Annotated in this window: 13 protein-coding genes and 1 pseudogene; 7 read left to right on the top strand and 7 right to left on the bottom strand. The window is 64.7% G+C overall.

The genetic code is table 11. The features are described from left to right. Positions 1 to 211: 211 nt before the first annotated feature. Both Q0T48_RS10615 and proC read left to right on the top strand, forming a co-directional pair. Positions 212 to 616 (top strand): FKBP-type peptidyl-prolyl cis-trans isomerase, encoded by a 405-nt coding sequence (locus Q0T48_RS10615; RefSeq protein WP_295956168.1) that lies wholly within the window; start codon positions 212 to 214, stop codon positions 614 to 616. 30 nt (positions 617 to 646) lie between these two features. Next, a complete protein-coding gene (gene proC, locus Q0T48_RS10610; RefSeq protein ID WP_295956063.1) occupies positions 647 to 1,561 on the top strand; it encodes a pyrroline-5-carboxylate reductase in 915 nt (304 codons plus the stop codon). Positions 1,562 to 1,762: 201 nt separating this feature from the next. Here the strand turns inward: proC and fdhA are convergent, their stop codons facing one another. Further along, on the bottom strand, positions 1,763 to 2,962 hold the full coding sequence (fdhA, locus tag Q0T48_RS10605; RefSeq protein ID WP_295956061.1) for a formaldehyde dehydrogenase, glutathione-independent: 1,200 nt from the start codon (positions 2,960 to 2,962) through the stop codon (positions 1,763 to 1,765). Positions 2,963 to 3,240: 278 nt separating this feature from the next. Here fdhA and Q0T48_RS10600 point away from each other — a divergent pair, with 278 nt between their 5' ends. From Q0T48_RS10600 to Q0T48_RS10590, 3 genes are read left to right on the top strand one after another with little or no spacing between them, the layout of a single operon-like run. Further along, entirely contained in the window at positions 3,241 to 4,431 is a 1,191-nt protein-coding gene (locus Q0T48_RS10600) for an efflux RND transporter periplasmic adaptor subunit (RefSeq protein ID WP_295956059.1), read from the top strand. Positions 4,432 to 4,433: 2 nt separating this feature from the next. Beyond that, on the top strand, positions 4,434 to 6,392 hold the full coding sequence (locus tag Q0T48_RS10595) for a MacB family efflux pump subunit (protein WP_295956057.1): 1,959 nt from the start codon (positions 4,434 to 4,436) through the stop codon (positions 6,390 to 6,392). A 5-nt stretch (positions 6,393 to 6,397) separates the two neighbouring features. Then, positions 6,398 to 7,759, top strand: a complete 1,362-nt coding sequence (locus tag Q0T48_RS10590) for an efflux transporter outer membrane subunit (RefSeq protein WP_295956055.1) — start codon at positions 6,398 to 6,400, stop codon at positions 7,757 to 7,759. A gap of 181 nt (positions 7,760 to 7,940) precedes the next feature. Here the strand turns inward: Q0T48_RS10590 and Q0T48_RS10585 are convergent. From Q0T48_RS10585 to Q0T48_RS10560, 6 genes and pseudogenes are all read right to left on the bottom strand, one after another. Continuing rightward, positions 7,941 to 8,702, bottom strand: a pseudogene (locus Q0T48_RS10585) (ABC transporter ATP-binding protein). 16 nt (positions 8,703 to 8,718) lie between these two features. Continuing rightward, positions 8,719 to 9,570 (bottom strand): ABC transporter ATP-binding protein, encoded by an 852-nt coding sequence (locus Q0T48_RS10580; protein ID WP_295956053.1) that lies wholly within the window; start codon positions 9,568 to 9,570, stop codon positions 8,719 to 8,721. A gap of 7 nt (positions 9,571 to 9,577) precedes the next feature. Next, positions 9,578 to 10,498 carry an ABC transporter permease gene (locus Q0T48_RS10575; RefSeq protein ID WP_295956052.1) on the bottom strand — a complete coding sequence of 307 codons (921 nt, stop codon included), beginning with the start codon at positions 10,496 to 10,498 and terminating at the stop codon, positions 9,578 to 9,580. Then, positions 10,479 to 11,495 (bottom strand): ABC transporter permease, encoded by a 1,017-nt coding sequence (locus tag Q0T48_RS10570; RefSeq protein ID WP_295956050.1) that lies wholly within the window; start codon positions 11,493 to 11,495, stop codon positions 10,479 to 10,481. Before Q0T48_RS10570 ends, Q0T48_RS10575 begins: the two co-directional genes overlap by 20 nt. Positions 11,496 to 11,541: 46 nt before the next feature. After that, entirely contained in the window at positions 11,542 to 13,149 is a 1,608-nt protein-coding gene (locus Q0T48_RS10565) for an ABC transporter substrate-binding protein (protein WP_295956048.1), read from the bottom strand. A gap of 42 nt (positions 13,150 to 13,191) precedes the next feature. Continuing rightward, positions 13,192 to 14,346: a mandelate racemase family protein gene (locus tag Q0T48_RS10560; protein ID WP_295956046.1), complete on the bottom strand. Its 1,155-nt coding sequence runs from the start codon at positions 14,344 to 14,346 to the stop codon at positions 13,192 to 13,194. A gap of 185 nt (positions 14,347 to 14,531) precedes the next feature. Here Q0T48_RS10560 and Q0T48_RS10555 point away from each other — a divergent pair, with 185 nt between their 5' ends. Continuing rightward, a complete protein-coding gene (locus Q0T48_RS10555; protein WP_295956044.1) occupies positions 14,532 to 15,305 on the top strand; it encodes a FadR/GntR family transcriptional regulator in 774 nt (257 codons plus the stop codon). Between the two features lie 193 nt (positions 15,306 to 15,498). Then, positions 15,499 to 16,074, top strand: coding sequence for a porin (locus Q0T48_RS10550; protein WP_295956042.1), 576 nt, complete (start codon positions 15,499 to 15,501; stop codon positions 16,072 to 16,074). Positions 16,075 to 16,199: the final 125 nt, after the last annotated feature.

The following is a 16,199-nucleotide window of genomic DNA, read 5'->3' as shown; positions in this document are numbered from 1 at the left end:
TCCTTTACGGTGATGGGTTCATCTTATATGCTATTAAATATATAGCTTCTGGAACATACGGTAACTGCGCCGTCCCCCTTTTTGGGGACACAGCCGAAAAGACCCCACCAGAAACCGCAATAATGGATGGCATCTACCCTCACTACCTCGTACTCCCTCCTCAACCCGAAAGTTTTTAGTGAAATTTGCCCTGTCTACCGCCGCGTTCTGCCTGCTTGCCACCACCGCCACTTGGGCCCAAACCAACGACGCGGCCACCGCCGCCAAAGAGGCCGGTGCCACCGTGACCCCCAGCGGGCTGGTGTACCGCTCCCTGAAAGACGGCACCGGTGCCAGCCCCACCGCCACCGACAAGGTCAAAGTGCACTACCGGGGCACCTTTCTGGACGGCAAAGAGTTTGACAGCTCGTACAAGCGCAACGAACCGATTGAATTTCCATTGAATGGCGTAATCAAGTGCTGGACCGAAGGCGTGCAGAAAATGAAGGTTGGCGGCAAAGCCAAACTCACCTGCCCACCGGCCATTGCCTACGGCGAACGCGGCGCGGGCGGCGTGATTCCAGCCAATGCGACGCTGCAATTTGAAGTTGAGCTGCTGGGTATCAACGGCAAATAACCCCCCTATCCACGCATTTCTGGACTTCCCATGGCACCCACCCGACCCAGCGCATCCAACTTTGGCGCGTCTAACTTCTCCACGTCCCAAGCGGGGGGTCTGTCCGACTTTGGCAGCCGGGGTAGCTCCGCGGCGCACGACCATATCGCTTTCATTGGCGGGGGCAACATGGCCAGCGCCATCATTGGCGGGCTGGTCAAAAAAGGCGTGCCCGCCAACCACATTGTGGTGATCGAGCCCTGGGCCGAGGCCCGTGCCAAGCTGCTGGCCGACTTTGCGATCACCGCCCATGACATGCCCGGCCCGGTGCTGGACCATGCCCGCACCGTGGTCTGGGCCGTGAAGCCGCAAATGTTCAAGGACGCGGCCTTGCAAACCCGCTTCCACACCAAGAACGCGCTGCACCTGAGCGTGGCCGCGGGCATCCGCAGCGACAGCATCGCCCACTGGCTGGGGACTGAGCGTGTGGTGCGCGCCATGCCCAACACCCCGGCGCTGATCGGCAAGGGCATGACGGCCTTGTTCGCCCGGCCCGCCGTGTCCGAGCCCGACCGCAAGCTGATCGAAAAAGTGCTGGCCGCCACCGGCGAAACCCTGTGGGTGGGCGAAGAAGTGCAGCTGGATGCCGTAACGGCCTTGTCGGGCTCCGGCCCAGCCTACGTGTTTTTGTTCATCGAAGCCATGACCCAGGCCGGTGCCGACATGGGCCTGAGCCGCGACCAGGCGCACAAGCTCGCCGTGGGCACGTTTGTAGGCGCATCTGCGCTGGCCCGCCAGTCCAAAGAACCGCCGGAGATCCTGCGCCAGCGCGTCACCTCCAAAGGCGGCACCACCTACGCGGCCATCACCTCGATGGAGCAGGACGGCATCAAAAACATCATCATGCGGGCCGTGCACGCGGCCAAGCACCGCGCCCGCGAACTGGGCGACGAGTTTGGCGACTGACTTTGGAACACCCCCAGGCTTGCGGACTTCGTCTCGCCGCCAACCCCCTTGCAGGGGGCGATTCCAGCGGCCTGGCATAGCCAGTTCCGCGGAATCTCTGGAAGAGGTGTTTATTTGGGCGATTTATACTTTTTAGGCTGCTAGCGCATATGCAATATGCGCTAGCAGCTACTGAATGTATAGCATCCAGCAGCCAACGACTTACGCCGTGGCCAATTGCCCGTGCGGGTCAATGACAAACTTCTTCGGCACACCGGCATCGAACTCGGCATAGCCGCTGGGGGCCTGGTCCAGGGTGATGACCTGCACGCCCACGATGTCGGCGATATGGATGCGGTCCCACAAAATCGCCTGCATCAGCGCACGGTTGTACTTCATCACCGGGGTCTGGCCGGTGTGGAAGCTGTGCGACTTGGCCCAGCCCAGGCCGAAGCGCAGGCTCAGGGCACCGCTCTTGGCGGCTTTGTCCACACCACCTGGATCGTCCGTCACGTACAGGCCGGGGATGCCGATCTTGCCCGCAGCGCGGGTGATTTCCATCAGCGAATTCAGCACCGTGGCAGGCGCTTCGCCTTGCGATCCGGCGTGGCCGTGGCCGCGGGCTTCAAAACCCACCGCGTCAATGGCGCTGTCCACCTCGGGCGTGCCCAGGATGGCGGCAATCTGGTCGGCCAGGCTCACGTCTTGCGACAAGTCCACCGTCTCAAAACCCACCTTGCGCGCATGCTCCAGGCGCACCGGGTTCACGTCGCCCACGATGACCACCGCCGCGCCCAGCAGGCGCGCCGAAGCAGCCGCCGCCAAGCCGACCGGACCGGCACCGGCCACATACACCGTGCTGCCCGGGCCCACATCGGCCGTGACGGCACCGTGGTAGCCGGTGGGCAGAATGTCGGACAGGCAGGTCAGGTCGCGGATTTTTTCCATCGCGCGATCGCGGTCGGGGAACTTCAGCAGGTTGAAGTCGGCATACGGCACCATCACAAACTCGGCCTGGCCGCCGATCCAGCCGCCCATGTCTACATAGCCGTAGGCACCGCCTGCGCGCGAGGGGTTGACGTTCAGGCACACGCCGGTGTGTTGCTCTTTGCAAGTGCGGCAGCGACCACAGGCCACGTTGAAGGGCACGGAGACGATGTCGCCCTTTTTGAGGGTCTCTACATCGCGGCCTAGTTCCACAATTTCACCCGTGATTTCATGGCCCAGCACCAGGCCGGACTGGGCGGTGGTGCGGCCGCGCACCATGTGCTGGTCGGAGCCGCAGATGTTGGTGGTCAGCACGCGCAGAATCACGCCGTGCTCTGCCGCCTGGCCCAGTGGGTTAACGAGTTTGGGGAACGGGATGGATTGCACCTCCACCTGGCCTTGGCCTATGTATACGACACCTCGGTTGCTTGACATGGGTCTTGTCTCCTTGTTTGCCATGGGAATTTTTAGGACTTGCGCAGCCCCAGAAAGGGCTTGCAAGCCAGCATCTTGGAACAGTATCGACGCGGCACTGGTCAAATTGCGACACCGTTCGGTATTTACGGACCGGGCGCGGGTAAGCACTTAGAGACGATCCGGACTGCGAGGCACCCGGGCTTTACAAGGGCTTTGCCAGAGTGCCATCCCTGTGTGCGGGAGCTTATGTAAAGTAGCTACTGGCTTTTTTACCAGCGTCCCCTCTTCTCCATTCCATGCCCAAGAACAAAATTCTGCGTTACGCCCTGGCGGCCCTGGCTCTGCTGGTACTGGCCGCCGCCATCAAGCTGCTGTTTTTCCCCGCACCCAAAAAGCCCGACTTTGTGACCGCCACCGCCGCCCTGGCCAACCTGGAGCAGGCCGTGCTGGCCACCGGCACCGTGCAGGCCTTCAAGCAGGTGAGCGTGGGCGCACAGGCTTCCGGGCAGATCAAGTCGCTGAAAGTCGCCCTGGGCGACACGGTCAAAAAGGGCCAGTTGGTGGCCGAAATCGACTCGCTCACCCAGCAAAACAGCCTGCGCACCGCCGAGGCCGCGCTGGCCAATGTGCAGGCGCAGTTGCTGGTGCAAAAAGCCACCCTCAAGCAGGCCGAGCTGACCTACCAGCGTGAAAAAACCCTGCTGGCTGCCGATGCCAGCGCCCGCGCCACCTTTGAAGCCGCCGATGCCGCCCTGCAAACCGCCCGGGCCCAGGTCGGCGCGGCGCAGTCGCAAATCACCCAGGCCCAGATTGCCGTCAGCACCGCACGGCTGAACCTGGGCTACACGCAGATCCTGGCCCCCATCGACGGCGTGGTCGTGGCTCTGGTCGCCCAAGAGGGCCAGACGGTCAACGCCAACCAAAGCACGCCCACCATCATCAAGCTGGCGCGGCTGGACACGATTACCGTGAAGGCGCAGATTTCCGAAGCCGATGTGGTGCGCGTGCAGCCCGGCCAAAAGGTCTACTTCACCATCCTCGGTGCGCCCGACAAACGCTACACCACCACCCTGCGCACGGTAGAGCCCGCGCCCGACTCCATCCTGACCGACACCACCACCGCTACCACCACCAGTGCCAGCGCCATCTACTACAACGGCCTGCTGGACGTACCCAACCCCGAAGGCCTGCTGCGGATTTCGATGACGGCGCAGGTCAACATCGTGCTGAACGAAGCCAAGCAGGTGCTGAGCATCCCCTCGGCCGCCCTGGGCGAGCGCGACCGCGAAGGCCGCAGCAGCGTGCGGGTAGTGGACAGCGCAGGCCAGGCCGTGCCGCGCAGCGTCAAGGTGGGGCTGAACAACAACGTCAACGCCCAAATTCTGGACGGCCTGGCCGTGGGCGACCGCGTGGTGGTGGGCGAAGCCTCGGCGGCTAGCGCCACGGGCAGCGGCAGCACCCGCATGCGCCCGCCTCCGGGGATGTGAGCATGGACGCCCCACGCTCCAGCCCACTGCTGGAACTCACTGCCTTGCGGCGGGAATTTCCAGCCGGTGAAGAAACCATTGCCGTCCTGAAAGACGTGAACCTGCAGATCTATGCAGGCGAGATGATCGCCATCGTCGGTGCATCCGGCTCGGGCAAATCCACGCTGATGAACATCCTGGGCTGCCTGGACCGGCCCACCACCGGCTCCTACCGCGTGGCCGGGCGTGAGACCGGCCAGCTCGGCCCCGATGCGCTGGCCGAGCTGCGGCGCGAACACTTTGGCTTCATCTTCCAGCGCTACCACCTGTTGGGTGACCTGAGCGCGCTGGGCAATGTGGAAGTGCCCGCCATTTACGCGGGCAAAGACAGCACGGCCCGCCACGAACGCGCCGCCGCCCTGCTGGGCCGCCTGGGCATGGCCGACCGCATGCGGCACAAGCCCGGCCAGCTCTCCGGCGGCCAGCAGCAGCGAGTGAGCATAGCGCGCGCGCTGATGAACGGCGGCAGCGTGATCCTGGCGGATGAGCCCACCGGCGCGCTCGACAAGCACAGCGGTGCCGAGGTGATGAAGATCCTGCAAGAGCTGCACGCCGAGGGCCACACCATCATTTTGGTGACGCACGACATGCAGGTGGCCGAACACGCCCAGCGCATCATCGAGATCAGCGACGGCGAAATCATTGCCGACCGCCAGACCCGGGCTGCCGGGGCGGCTCCCACATTGCCTGCGCCTCCCGCAGGCCACGCAGGCTGGGCGGCGGCCTGGGGCCGGTTCACCGAGGCCTTCCGCATGGCCGTGCTGGCCCTGCGCGCGCACCCGCTGCGCAGCTTTTTGACCATGCTAGGCATCATCATTGGCATCGCCTCCGTCGTATCGGTGGTGGCGCTGGGCGAGGGCTCGCGCCTGCAAGTGCTGAAGAACATCAGCTCTATCGGCACCAACACCATCGAGATTTTTTCCGGTACCGGCTTTGGCGACCAGCGCGCGGGCCGGGTGCGCACCCTGGTGCCCGCCGATGCCGACGCGCTGGCCCAGCAGGTGTACGTGGACAGCGTCACCCCCACCGCCTCCAGCTCGGCCACGCTGCGCTTTGGCAATGTGGCGGTGACTGGCAACATCAACGGCGTGGGCGAGCAGTACTTTCGCGTCAAGGGCGTGAAGCTGGCCCAGGGCCGCTTTTTCAACGCCGCCAGCATCGCCAACCTGGCGCAGGAGGTGGTGATCGATGACAACAGCCGCAAGCAGCTGTTCCCCACCAACCCCAACCCGGTAGGCCAGGTGCTGCTGCTGGGCAGCGTGCCGTTTCGCGTGGTGGGCGTGGCGCAGAAAAGCGAGTCCGGCTTTGGCAATGCCGAGGCCTTGAACGTCTACATCCCCTACACCGCCGCCATGCGCCGGGTGTTGGGCCAGGCCTACCTGCGCTCCATCACCGTGCGGGTCAGTGACGATGCCTCGTCCAAGGCCGCCGAGGCCGGGGTCAACCGCCTGCTCAAGCAGCGCCACGGGATGGTGGACTTCTACGTACTCAACACCGACACCATCCGCCAGACGATTGAAAGCACCACCCAGGTGCTGACCCTGCTGATCTCGGCCATCGCGCTGATTTCGCTGGTGGTGGGCGGCATCGGGGTGATGAACATCATGCTGGTGTCGGTCACCGAGCGCACCGGCGAAATCGGCGTGCGCATGGCCGTAGGGGCACGCCAGAGCGACATCCGCCAGCAGTTCCTGATCGAGGCCGTGCTGGTCTGCCTGCTTGGCGGACTGCTGGGCATTGCCCTGTCGCTGGCCATCGGCTGGGGCTTCAGCCTGCTGGGCACCAGCTTCCAGATGGTCTATTCCACCAGCTCCATGGTGGCGGCCTTTGCCTGCTCCACCCTGATCGGTGTGGTGTTCGGCTTCTTGCCCGCCCGCAATGCGGCCCAGCTCAACCCGGTCGAGGCCTTGGCCCGCGAATAATCTCCATGCTGTATTCCAAACCCACACTGCTCTGCGCGCTGCTGCTCACCGGCTGCGCCAGCATCCAGGCCCCCTACACCGCACCCGTAACCCAGGTGCCAACGCAATGGCAGTACGCCAGCGCCGCCACGGCAACCCATGCCAGCCCGTGGTGGACCCGCTTCAACGACCCGGTGCTTGACCAACTGGTCGACCAGGCCCTGCTGCGCAACAACAACCTGGCCGCCGCCACCATCAAAGTGCGCCAGGCCCAGTTGCAGGCCGGGCTGGCCGAGAACCGGCCCAACTTCAGTGGCAGCCTGAATACTGGCGCCAGCCGCGCCCTGAATGGCAACGCCAGCACCGCCCGCAGCAGCGGTGCCAGCCTGGGTGCCAGCTACGAGGTCGATTTGTGGAACAAGCTGGGCAGCCAGCGCGACGTGGCCCTGTGGGAAGCCCGTGCCACCGAACAAGACCGTGCCGCAACCGCCCTGGCCCTGGTCGGCACCACGGCGCAGCTCTACTGGCAACTGGGCTACCTGAACCAACGCCTGGTCGCCAACCTGCAAAGCATCGCCACCGCCGAAAAAACCTTGCAACTGGTGCAGGCCCAGGCCAGCGCCGGTGCCGTAGGCGGGCTGGAGCTGGCCGAGGCCCGGCAAAGCCTGCTCAACCTGCAGGCCAACCACACCACCTTACAGCAGCAGGCCGTGGCCGCCAACACCGCCTTAGCCTTGCTGTTTGATACCGCCCTCAGCAGCCCCCCAGCCCAGCCGCAAACCCTGCCCACCAGTGTGCTGCCCGAGGTCGCCGCCGGCCTGCCCGCCGAGCTGCTGGCCCGCCGCCCCGACCTGCGCGCGGCCGAGTTGCGCCTGCGCGAGAGCCACGCGAACATTACCGCCACCCGCGCCAGCTACTACCCGGCGCTCACGCTCACCGGCGCGCTAGGCACCAGCAGCACCTCGCTGCTGAACCTGCTGAGCAACCCGGTCGCCAGCCTGGGCCTGGGCATCGGCCTGCCATTTTTGAACCAAAAAGAGATGGACCTGAACATCCAGGTGGCCCAGGCGCAGAACGAAGCGGCGGTGGTCAATTTCCGCCAGACCCTGTATACCGCGCTGGGCGATGTAGACAACGCCTTGTCGGCCCGCCAGCAGTACCGCGCCCAAGCCGTGCTGCTCACCCAGGCGCTGCAGGCCGCCACCGAGGCTGAGCGCCTGTACGCGGTGCGCTACCGCGCCGGTGCTGTGGCCCTCAAGCCCTGGCTGGATGCCCAGGAAAGCCGCCGCAGCGCCGAGATCGCCCTGGCCGGGAACCGGCTAAACCAGTTCAACAACCACGCCACCCTGGTGCTGGCGCTGGGGGGGGATGCGGTGCTGCCGGAATGACGATTGCTACATTATAAATAGCTGCTTACGCTGATGGAATAAGCGCTAGAGGCCTAAAATCTACATTTCAGCGGATAAACACCCCTTCCAGAACAGCGAGGATCTGGCTCCGCCAGTCCGCTGCTGTTGCCCCCTGCAAGGGGGGGGCGAAAAGCGCTTGCACTGTAGCCTGGGGGTGAGCCTAAATTTCCGCTGTATCTAGGCGGTGCGAGCGGCTGGCCTCGACCAGCATGCAGGTGTAGGGGTGTTGCGCGGCGTTGTTGCACAGGGCCTCGATGCCCAGCGTTTCCACAATGCTGCCGTGCTGCATCACCGCCACCTGGTCGCACAGGTAGGCCACCACGCCCAGGTCGTGGGTGACCATCAAATACGTCAGGCCGTCGCGCTCCCGCAGGTCGGCCAGCAGGTTCAAAATTTCTGCCTGCACCGACACGTCGAGCGCCGAGGTGGGTTCGTCCAGCAGCAGCACGCGCGGCTCCAAAATCAGGGCGCGGGCAATCGCCACGCGCTGGCGCTGGCCGCCCGAGAGCTGGTGCGGGTAGCGGAAGCGGAAGCTGCTGTTGAGCCCGACCTTGGTCAGGATGCTTTCGATGCGTTCGCGCTCCTGGTCCATGCCATGGATGCGTAGCGGCTCGGCCAGCACGGTGTGGATGGTGTGGCGCGGGTGCAGCGAACCATAGGGGTCCTGGAACACCATCTGCACCCCGCGGCACTGGGCTAGTTTTTGGGCCCGGTCCAGCTTGTGGCCCAGGGCACGGCCTGCAATTTACAAGTTGCCTTCCCAGTGCGTGTACTGCCCGGCCAGGCAGCGGAGCACCGTGGTTTTGCCCGAACCCGATTCGCCTACCAGCCCGAAGGACTGGCCCTGGCGCACCTGCAGGTTGACGTTGTTGAGCACGTTGACGGCCCCGAAGGCCAGGTGCAGGGCGTTGACATCGATCATGGTCATGGGGAAGTCCTTAAGCCGTCAGCCAAGTGGGGTCGCGTTGCAGCACGGGCAGGCGCGCACGGCGCTGGTCCAGGCTGGGCAGGGCGCTGAGCAGGCCCCGGGTGTAGGGGTGCTGAGCGTTGTCCAGGTCGGCGGCGGCGATGCTTTCCACCACCCGCCCGGCGTACATCACCAGCACGCGGTCGCAAAAATGCCGCACCAGGTTCAGGTCGTGGCTGATGAAGACCAGGCCCAGGCCGCGCTGGCCCACCAGTTCGTCCAGCACGGCCAGCACCTGCAGGCGCACCGACACGTCCAGTGCCGAGGTGGGTTCATCGGCAATCAGGATCTCGGGCTCGGTGATGAGCATCATGGCAATCATGATGCGCTGGCCCATGCCACCCGAGACCTCGTGCGGGTACAGGTTGAACACCCGCTGCGGCTCGCGGATGCGCACCGACTCCAGCATGGCCAGCGTCCGCTCATAGGCTTCGGCCCGCGGCACTTTGTTGTGCGCCAGGTAGGCCTCGGCGATCTGCTGGCCCACGCGCACCACCGGGTTGAGCGAGTACTTGGGGTCTTGCATGATCATCGACATACGCTTGCCGCGGATGGCCTGCATGGTCTTGGGGCTGGCGCCCAGCAGGTCGATGCTATCGAAGGCCAACTTGCGCGCTTCGATCTTGGCGCTGCGCGGGTGCAGCTTGAGCAGGGCCCGGCCCACGGTGGATTTGCCGGAGCCGGATTCGCCCACGATGGCCAGCTTTTCCCGCGACAGGTTGAACGACACGCCGCGCACCGCGTGCATGGGGCCATCGGGGGTGGCGAAGCGGATGTGCAGGTCTTCGACTTGCAACTTGGGGGTAGAAGTAGCGTTTTGCATGGCAGGTTTACTCATTGCGGGGGTCGAGCACATCCCGCAGGCCATCGCCCAGCAGGTTGAAGGCCAGGCTGACCAGCATGATGGCGGCACCGGGCGTGGCCACCAGCCACCAGCACTCCATCATGTAGCGGCGGCCGCTGGAGATCATCGCGCCCCATTCGGGCAGCGGTGGCTGGGCACCCAGGCCCAGAAAGCCCAGGCCCGCAGCGGTCAGGATCACGCTGGCCATGTTCATGGTCAGGCGCACCACCACCGACGACATCAGCATCGGTGCGATGTAGCGCAGCAGAATGCGGCCGCTGGACGCGCCCTGCAATTGGGCCGCCACCACAAAGTCGGCGTTGCGCAGCGACAGGGTTTCGGCCCGAGCCAGCCGCGCAATCGGCGGCCAGGCGGTCAGCGCAATCGCAATCACCGCGTGGTCCAACCCCGGGCCGAGGGCGGCCACAAAGGCCAGCGCCAACACCAGGCTGGGAAAGGAGATGAAGATGTCGGTGACGCGCATGAACAGGTTGTCCACCCAGCCACCGAAGTAGCCAGCAATGCTGCCTACTGCCAGCCCCACCGGCCCCACGATCACCGTCACCAGGGCAATGATGTAGAGCGAGATGCGCGAGCCATGCACCAGGCGGCTGAACACGTCGCGGCCATATTCGTCGGTGCCGAACCAGTGGGCGTTGCTGGGGGCCAGCAGCGCCTGCCCTAGGTCTTGCTCCAGCGGGTTGTGGGTGGCAATCAGCGGGGCAAACAGGGCCACCAGCAGCAGGGCGGCCACCACCACCAGACCCGCCACGGTCATGGGGTTGTGCAGCAGCCGTTGCAGGATGCGGCGGGCGCTTTGCCGCAGCGCTTGCGCCGCCGTCTGGGGGTGCTGGATGCGGTCTTGTCGGATAAGGTCAGGGCAGCCATTAGCGGGTCCTCGGGTCAAACACGTGGTACAGGGCATCGGACAACAGGTTCAGCGTGACGAAGATCACCCCCACCACCAGCACGCAGCCCATCACGGCGTTCATGTCACCCAGCAGCAGGCTGCTGGTCAGGTATTGGCCAAAGCCGGGCCAGGCGAATACGGTTTCGATCAGCACCGCGCCTTCAAGCAAGCCGCCGTAAGCCAGGGCCACGATGGTCAGCAACTGCACCAGGATGTTGCGGAACGCATGGCCCCAGACCACACCGCGCTCCGACAGGCCTTTGACCCGGGCCGTGGTGATGTACTCCTGCGACAGCTGCGCCAGCATGAAGCTACGCGTCATGCGGCTGATGTGGGCCATGGAGTGCAGGCCCAGAATGCAAGCGGGCAGCAGCAGGAACTTAAGGGCGTTGCGAAACACCTCCCACTCGCCCGCCAGGGCCGAATCCACCAACAGCAGGCCGGTGCGCGGGGCCACCATGCCGTCAAACGCCAGGTCGATGCGCCCTGCTCCCCCGGCCCAGCCCAGCCAGGCGTAGAACACCAGCAGGCCCATCATGCCGAACCAGAACACCGGGGTGGAATAGCCAAACAGGCTGATGACGCGCACCACATGGTCGGCCAGGCGGCCGCGCCGGGTGGCGGCGTACACGCCCAGCGGCACGCCCAGGCCGGTGCCCAGTACGATGGCCAGGGTGGCCAGCTCCACCGTGGCGGGCAGCACGCGGGCCAGGTCGTCGGTGACTTTCTGGCCGGTGAGCAGGGCGTTGCCCAGGTCGCCGTGCAGCAGGTCGCGCAGGTAGTACGCAAACTGCACCGGCAAGGGCCGGTCCAGGCCCAACTGCTGGTAGACCTGGTCGTAGGTGGAGCGGTCGGCATCGGGGCCAACGATGGACAGCACCGGGTCCAGCGGCATGACGCGGCCAATCACAAAGGTCAGCAGCAGCAGACCGAGCAGGGTCAGCACCACGCTCAGCAGGCGGTGGCCTGCGGCGCGGAAGGTGGATGTAGTCACAGAAGGTTCTCCATGGGGTGGTGGGCTAGACGCTTAAACCGGGCGGTCAGCGCTGCTTGTAAACCTCGCGCAGCCGGGTGGTGGCCGACGGGTGGCCAAAATAATTGCGCACGTCCTTGCGCAGCACCACGGTGTCCACCATTTGCGAGATCGGCTGGATCGCGCCGACCTGGGTGTCGTACAGCTTCTGCGCCTCCTGGTACTGGGCGGTCTGTTTGGCTTCGTCGCGCTCGACCTCGGCCTTTTCGATCAGCTGGTTCAGCTCGGGGCTGAAGAACGAGGTGCGCCAGCCCTGGAAGTTGGTGAGCTTGGCCGCGTCGCTGTTGTCGGGGTTGTAGACCAGGGCGCGCAGGCTGGAGTGTGGATGCGGTTCGACCCCGCCGCCGCCACGGCCCACCAGAATTTCAAAGTTGCGCTCGCGCATGGCACCGTAGACTTGGTTGCCCGTGCCCGACAGCACGCTGGCTTCGATACCGGCCTTGACCAGCGTGGCCTGCAGGCTGGTGGCGATGTTGATGAACGGCGGGTCGGCCAGCACGCGGATGGTGGTTTTAAAGCCGTTGGGAAAGCCGGCTTCGGTGAGCAGTTTTTTGGCTGCCGCCACATCCAGCTTGTAGCCGGGGCTGGGCAGGCTGGCGGGCAAGCCCATTTGCACCGGGCGCTGCTGCAGTACGCCGTAGTTGGGCATTACCGTGGTGTTGATGCCGTCGTAGTCGATCAGGTTGCGGATCGCCAGGCGCACGCGCTTGTCGGCAAACTTGGGGTCTTTCATGCTGACGGCCACGTAGTACAGCGTGCCACGCCGCACCGGGCTGACCACTGCCTCGGCGTTTTTCTTCATGGACTCGATATCGGGCACCGACATGCCCGAGGCCACGTCTAGGTCGCCGCGCTCCAGCATCAGGCGCAGCGACTGCGACTCGGTCATGTGCCGCATGATGACGCGCTTGAGCTTGGCCGGGCCGCGCCAGTAGCCGTCAAAGCGGTTCATCAGCAGCGCATCTTTGGCACGCCATTCCGCCAGCGAAAACGGGCCGGAACCGGCGGCGTGGGTGGTCAGCCAGGCCGCGCCCATATCGCCATTTTTCTCGTTTTCCAGCACCTTCTTACGGTCTAGCACCACGGCGCTGACCGAGGTGGCCAGGGTGTAGAGCACCATTTTCGGGTCGGTGGGTTCGGGCAGGTCGATCACCAGAGTGGTGGCATCGGTGGCGCGCACGGCCTTGTCCACATTCTGGGCGGTGAAGCCATAGCTCTTCCAGGGCGAGGCCATGGCCAGGTTCAGCTTGAGCACGCGCTGCAGCGACCATGCCGCGTCGTCGGCCGTGAGCGGATTGCCCGACTGGAATTTCACGCCCTTGCGCAGCACCAGGGTGATGCTGCGGCCGTCGGCAGACACCTTCCAGCTTTCGGCCAGGCCGGGCTGCATTTTGCTGATCGCCTGCGGGTCCAGCTCGATCAGGTAGTCGTACAGGTTGGCGGCCAGCTCCACCACGTCGTTACCGGTGGCCGCAGCCGGGTCCAGCGACAGCAGGTTATTCATGCTGAAGCCAATGATCAACTGGTCGTCTGGGGTCTTGGCCTGTCCGGCGGCACCCAGGGCACTCAGCGCCAAGGCAAGCGCGCATTGGCGCAATAACGTTGTGGGGTTCATGGAAGTGTCTCCTCAAGATGGATGGGCAGCGCGGCGAGGCTTTTAGTAGCTATTGCGCGTGTGGGCTTCGATGTAGGCGAAGTTGATGTCTTCGCCCAGACCGGGCAGCTGCGACAGGTGCACATAGCCGTCGGCATCCATGGGGTCGGCCAGGGTGTTCAGGTAGGCGGGCACTTCGTCGTACTCCAGAAAGGGGTGCAGCAGGCCGCGTTCGTACCAGCGGCAGTTTTTGATGGCTGCGCAGACCGCCAGGTTGGCCGCGCCGTTGCCGTGTACTTCGCACTGCATGCCAAAGGATTCGGCCAGGTGCGCCACCTTCAGCGTCGGCGAAATGCCACCCACGCCCGGCACCCCGGCACGCAGAATGTCGCAGGCACCGGCCTTGACCCAATCGGCCCGGCTGTGGTGCTTGCCCGACAGGCTTTCGGGCCCGACGATGGGGATGTCGAGCTGGTCGGCCAGCCAGGCGTACGAAGCCATGCTTTGCTCGTTCATCATTTCCTCGAACCAGGTGAAGTTGAGCTTTTCCAGTGCGCGGCCAATGGTCAGCGCGTCGATACGGCTGTAGTTGTGGTAGCCGTCCAGCATCAACGGAACGTTAGGGCCTACGGCTTCACGCACGGCGGCGCAGGCCTGGATGTCCATGGGCACGCTGGGGGCAAAAGACACCGGCGGCATCCAGGTGTGCAGCTTGATGGCCTTGTAGCCGCGCGCCACCAGCTTCAGGACGAAGTCGCCGTATTCCTGTGGCGTGGACAGGCCACCTTTGAGCTCGTCACCGCACATGGTGCTGCCGTAGGCAGGCACCTTGTCGCGGTAGCCGCCAATCAGACGGTACACCGGCTGGCCCAGCACCCGGCCGGCCAAATCCCACAGCGCCTGGTCTACGGCGGCCAGGGCGCGGTCGGTCAACTGGCCGCCGCTGCCGCGCTGCCAGTGCTCCAGGCCATGCCAGAGCTGCTCGCGCTGGAACGGGTGCTGACCCACCAGTACTTTGCGCACAAAGGCTTCCAGCACATGCGGGCGGATCACCTCGGGCGGCGCAAACGCGTAGCCGCTGTGCCCCTCGTCGGTGGTGATGGTCAACAAGGCCATCTTGCCCAGGCCCTCAGGGCCGGGGTGGGAATGGCCCGCCGTGTCCACCGACCGGCGGGTCGGGAAGGTGAATTCGGTACCGCGTACGCTTGCAATTTTCATAAGACTCTTTCTATGTCATCGGTCGTCAGACTGGAGTGAATTTTAAGCAACACGTCAGACGTGTTGAATAAGTAGAAACCCTTAAATTACTTATTTTTCTCTGCTGCCTCCCAAGTGGCATCAGTCGTCAGGTGAGACACCAGGCCGCGTTATAGTCACCAGCTCCCCCACAGCCCCACCCCACCATGCGCCCTACGCTGCCAGACCCTCCTACGCGGACCAAAAGCCAGCCGCAGCGGGTGGTCGACGGGGTTTCCGAGCGCATCCACAGCGGGGCGCTCAAGCCTGGCGACCGGGTGCCATCGGAACCCGGGCTGATGCAGGAATTCGGCGTCAGCCGCACGGTGGTGCGCGAAGCCATGTCCCGCCTGCAGGCCAGTGGCCTGGTCGAAACCCGGCAGGGCGTGGGCACCTTTGTACTAGCCTCCGCCACCCCCGAGCCTTTGCTGGCCATCGGCGCGCGCGATCTCCAGGTGCGCCAAAAGCTGGCCATGCTGGAACTGCGGATCAGCATCGAATCCGAAGCCGCCAGCCTGGCCGCCGTGCGCCGCCGCGAAGACCACCTGCTGGCCATGCGCGCCGCGCTGGACGCGTTCGATCTGCAGCGCCGCGCAGGCGGCAGCACCACCGAACCCGACTTCCAGTTCCACGTGCAGATCGCTGCCGCCACCGGCAACGAATACTTCGAAGAAGTGCTGACCAGTCTGGGCAACGCCACGATTCCACGGTCGGCACCAGATGCAGCCACGGGTGCCGCAGGCGACCGCAAAACCGCAACCCGCTTTGGCGAAGCCCAGCCCATGCTGGAGAGTGGCAAGGCCATCACCCAGCGCGAGCACGAAGCCATTTACGAGGCTATTCGCCGGGGCGATGCCGCCGCCGCGCGGGCGGCGATGTTCATGCACCTGAGCAACAGCCGCGAGCGCATGCGCGCCAATACGGACAGCAGCGGCAGCTAAACGCCCCGCATCCGGCAGCTGCCAGTCCGCATCGAAAGCTGCAGGCATCGCCCCGCACAGCGCGCTTAAAACCACAAACCGAGGGTTTTCACTGATTCCACAGGGAATGTCTTTTTCTTACCATTCGCCAAGTCGTCAGACGACTGACGTATGACTAATAAAATTTCATTTTTACCCTAGGAGACCCATTCCCATGCAATCCAAACTCGTCGTTGCGCTGGCCCTCGGCGCATGCGCCAGCGCCGCTTCGGCCCAATCCAGCGTGACCTTGTCCGGCATCGTCGATGTGTGGGTCGGCCAAACCCGGCACAAAGTGGGCGCAACCCCGCTGAGCAACAACACCGTGGTCGACAGCGGCGGCGCACAGGCCAGCCACTGGAGCCTGCACGGCACCGAAGACATGGGTGGCGGCCTGAAAACCAGCTTTGTGCTGGAACAAGGCTTCAACGCCGACAACGGCACGGTGACCCGGGTGTCCAACTCGGACATCGGCTTCAACCGGGGTGCCTATGTCGGGATATCGGGTGGTTTCGGCGAACTGCGCCTGGGCCGCATACTGACCGCGTTCGACGCACTGCGCGGCTCCACCAACCAGCTCTACGACTCGTCGGGCTTTGCCTCCACCGGCCAGGTCTGGGGTGCCGGCACCACTGCCGCCAACGGTCTGCCCGCCGTGGCCGGCAGCGACTACCTGGCACGCGGCAACAACACGGTCTACTACGCCAGCCCATTTGTCGGCCCGGTCAAGGGTTCGTTAAGGCAACGCTGAATAAGTCCCGACCTGGCGCGTGACTTGCATTGGTATTGTCATCCCTCACAAGGCGACAAAGATGAAGCAACACACCCTGGCCCTGGCCGCCGACCAAGAAGCGGGATTCGCCCAGCACCGCAAAC

The organism is Rhodoferax sp. (genome assembly GCF_025354435.1).
GTDB lineage: Bacteria > Pseudomonadota > Gammaproteobacteria > Burkholderiales > Burkholderiaceae_C > Rhodoferax_B.
This window is presented reverse-complemented; position numbering and strand designations above follow the sequence as displayed.

Bases quoted from the DNA above. Each gene is read 5' to 3' on its own strand.
- Q0T48_RS10550 (WP_295956042.1), top strand. From the start codon at position 15,499: ATGCAATCCAAACTCGTCGTTGCGCTGGCCCTCGGCGCATGCGCCAGC.
- Q0T48_RS10565 (WP_295956048.1), bottom strand. From the start codon at position 13,149: ATGAACCCCACAACGTTATTGCGCCAATGCGCGCTTGCCTTGGCGCTG.
- fdhA (WP_295956061.1), bottom strand. From the start codon at position 2,962: ATGTCAAGCAACCGAGGTGTCGTATACATAGGCCAAGGCCAGGTGGAG.
- Q0T48_RS10595 (WP_295956057.1), top strand. From the start codon at position 4,434: ATGGACGCCCCACGCTCCAGCCCACTGCTGGAACTCACTGCCTTGCGG.
- Q0T48_RS10555 (WP_295956044.1), top strand. From the start codon at position 14,532: ATGCGCCCTACGCTGCCAGACCCTCCTACGCGGACCAAAAGCCAGCCG.
- Q0T48_RS10560 (WP_295956046.1), bottom strand. From the start codon at position 14,346: ATGAAAATTGCAAGCGTACGCGGTACCGAATTCACCTTCCCGACCCGC.
- Q0T48_RS10600 (WP_295956059.1), top strand. From the start codon at position 3,241: ATGCCCAAGAACAAAATTCTGCGTTACGCCCTGGCGGCCCTGGCTCTG.
- proC (WP_295956063.1), top strand. From the start codon at position 647: ATGGCACCCACCCGACCCAGCGCATCCAACTTTGGCGCGTCTAACTTC.
- Q0T48_RS10590 (WP_295956055.1), top strand. From the start codon at position 6,398: ATGCTGTATTCCAAACCCACACTGCTCTGCGCGCTGCTGCTCACCGGC.
- Q0T48_RS10580 (WP_295956053.1), bottom strand. From the start codon at position 9,570: ATGCAAAACGCTACTTCTACCCCCAAGTTGCAAGTCGAAGACCTGCAC.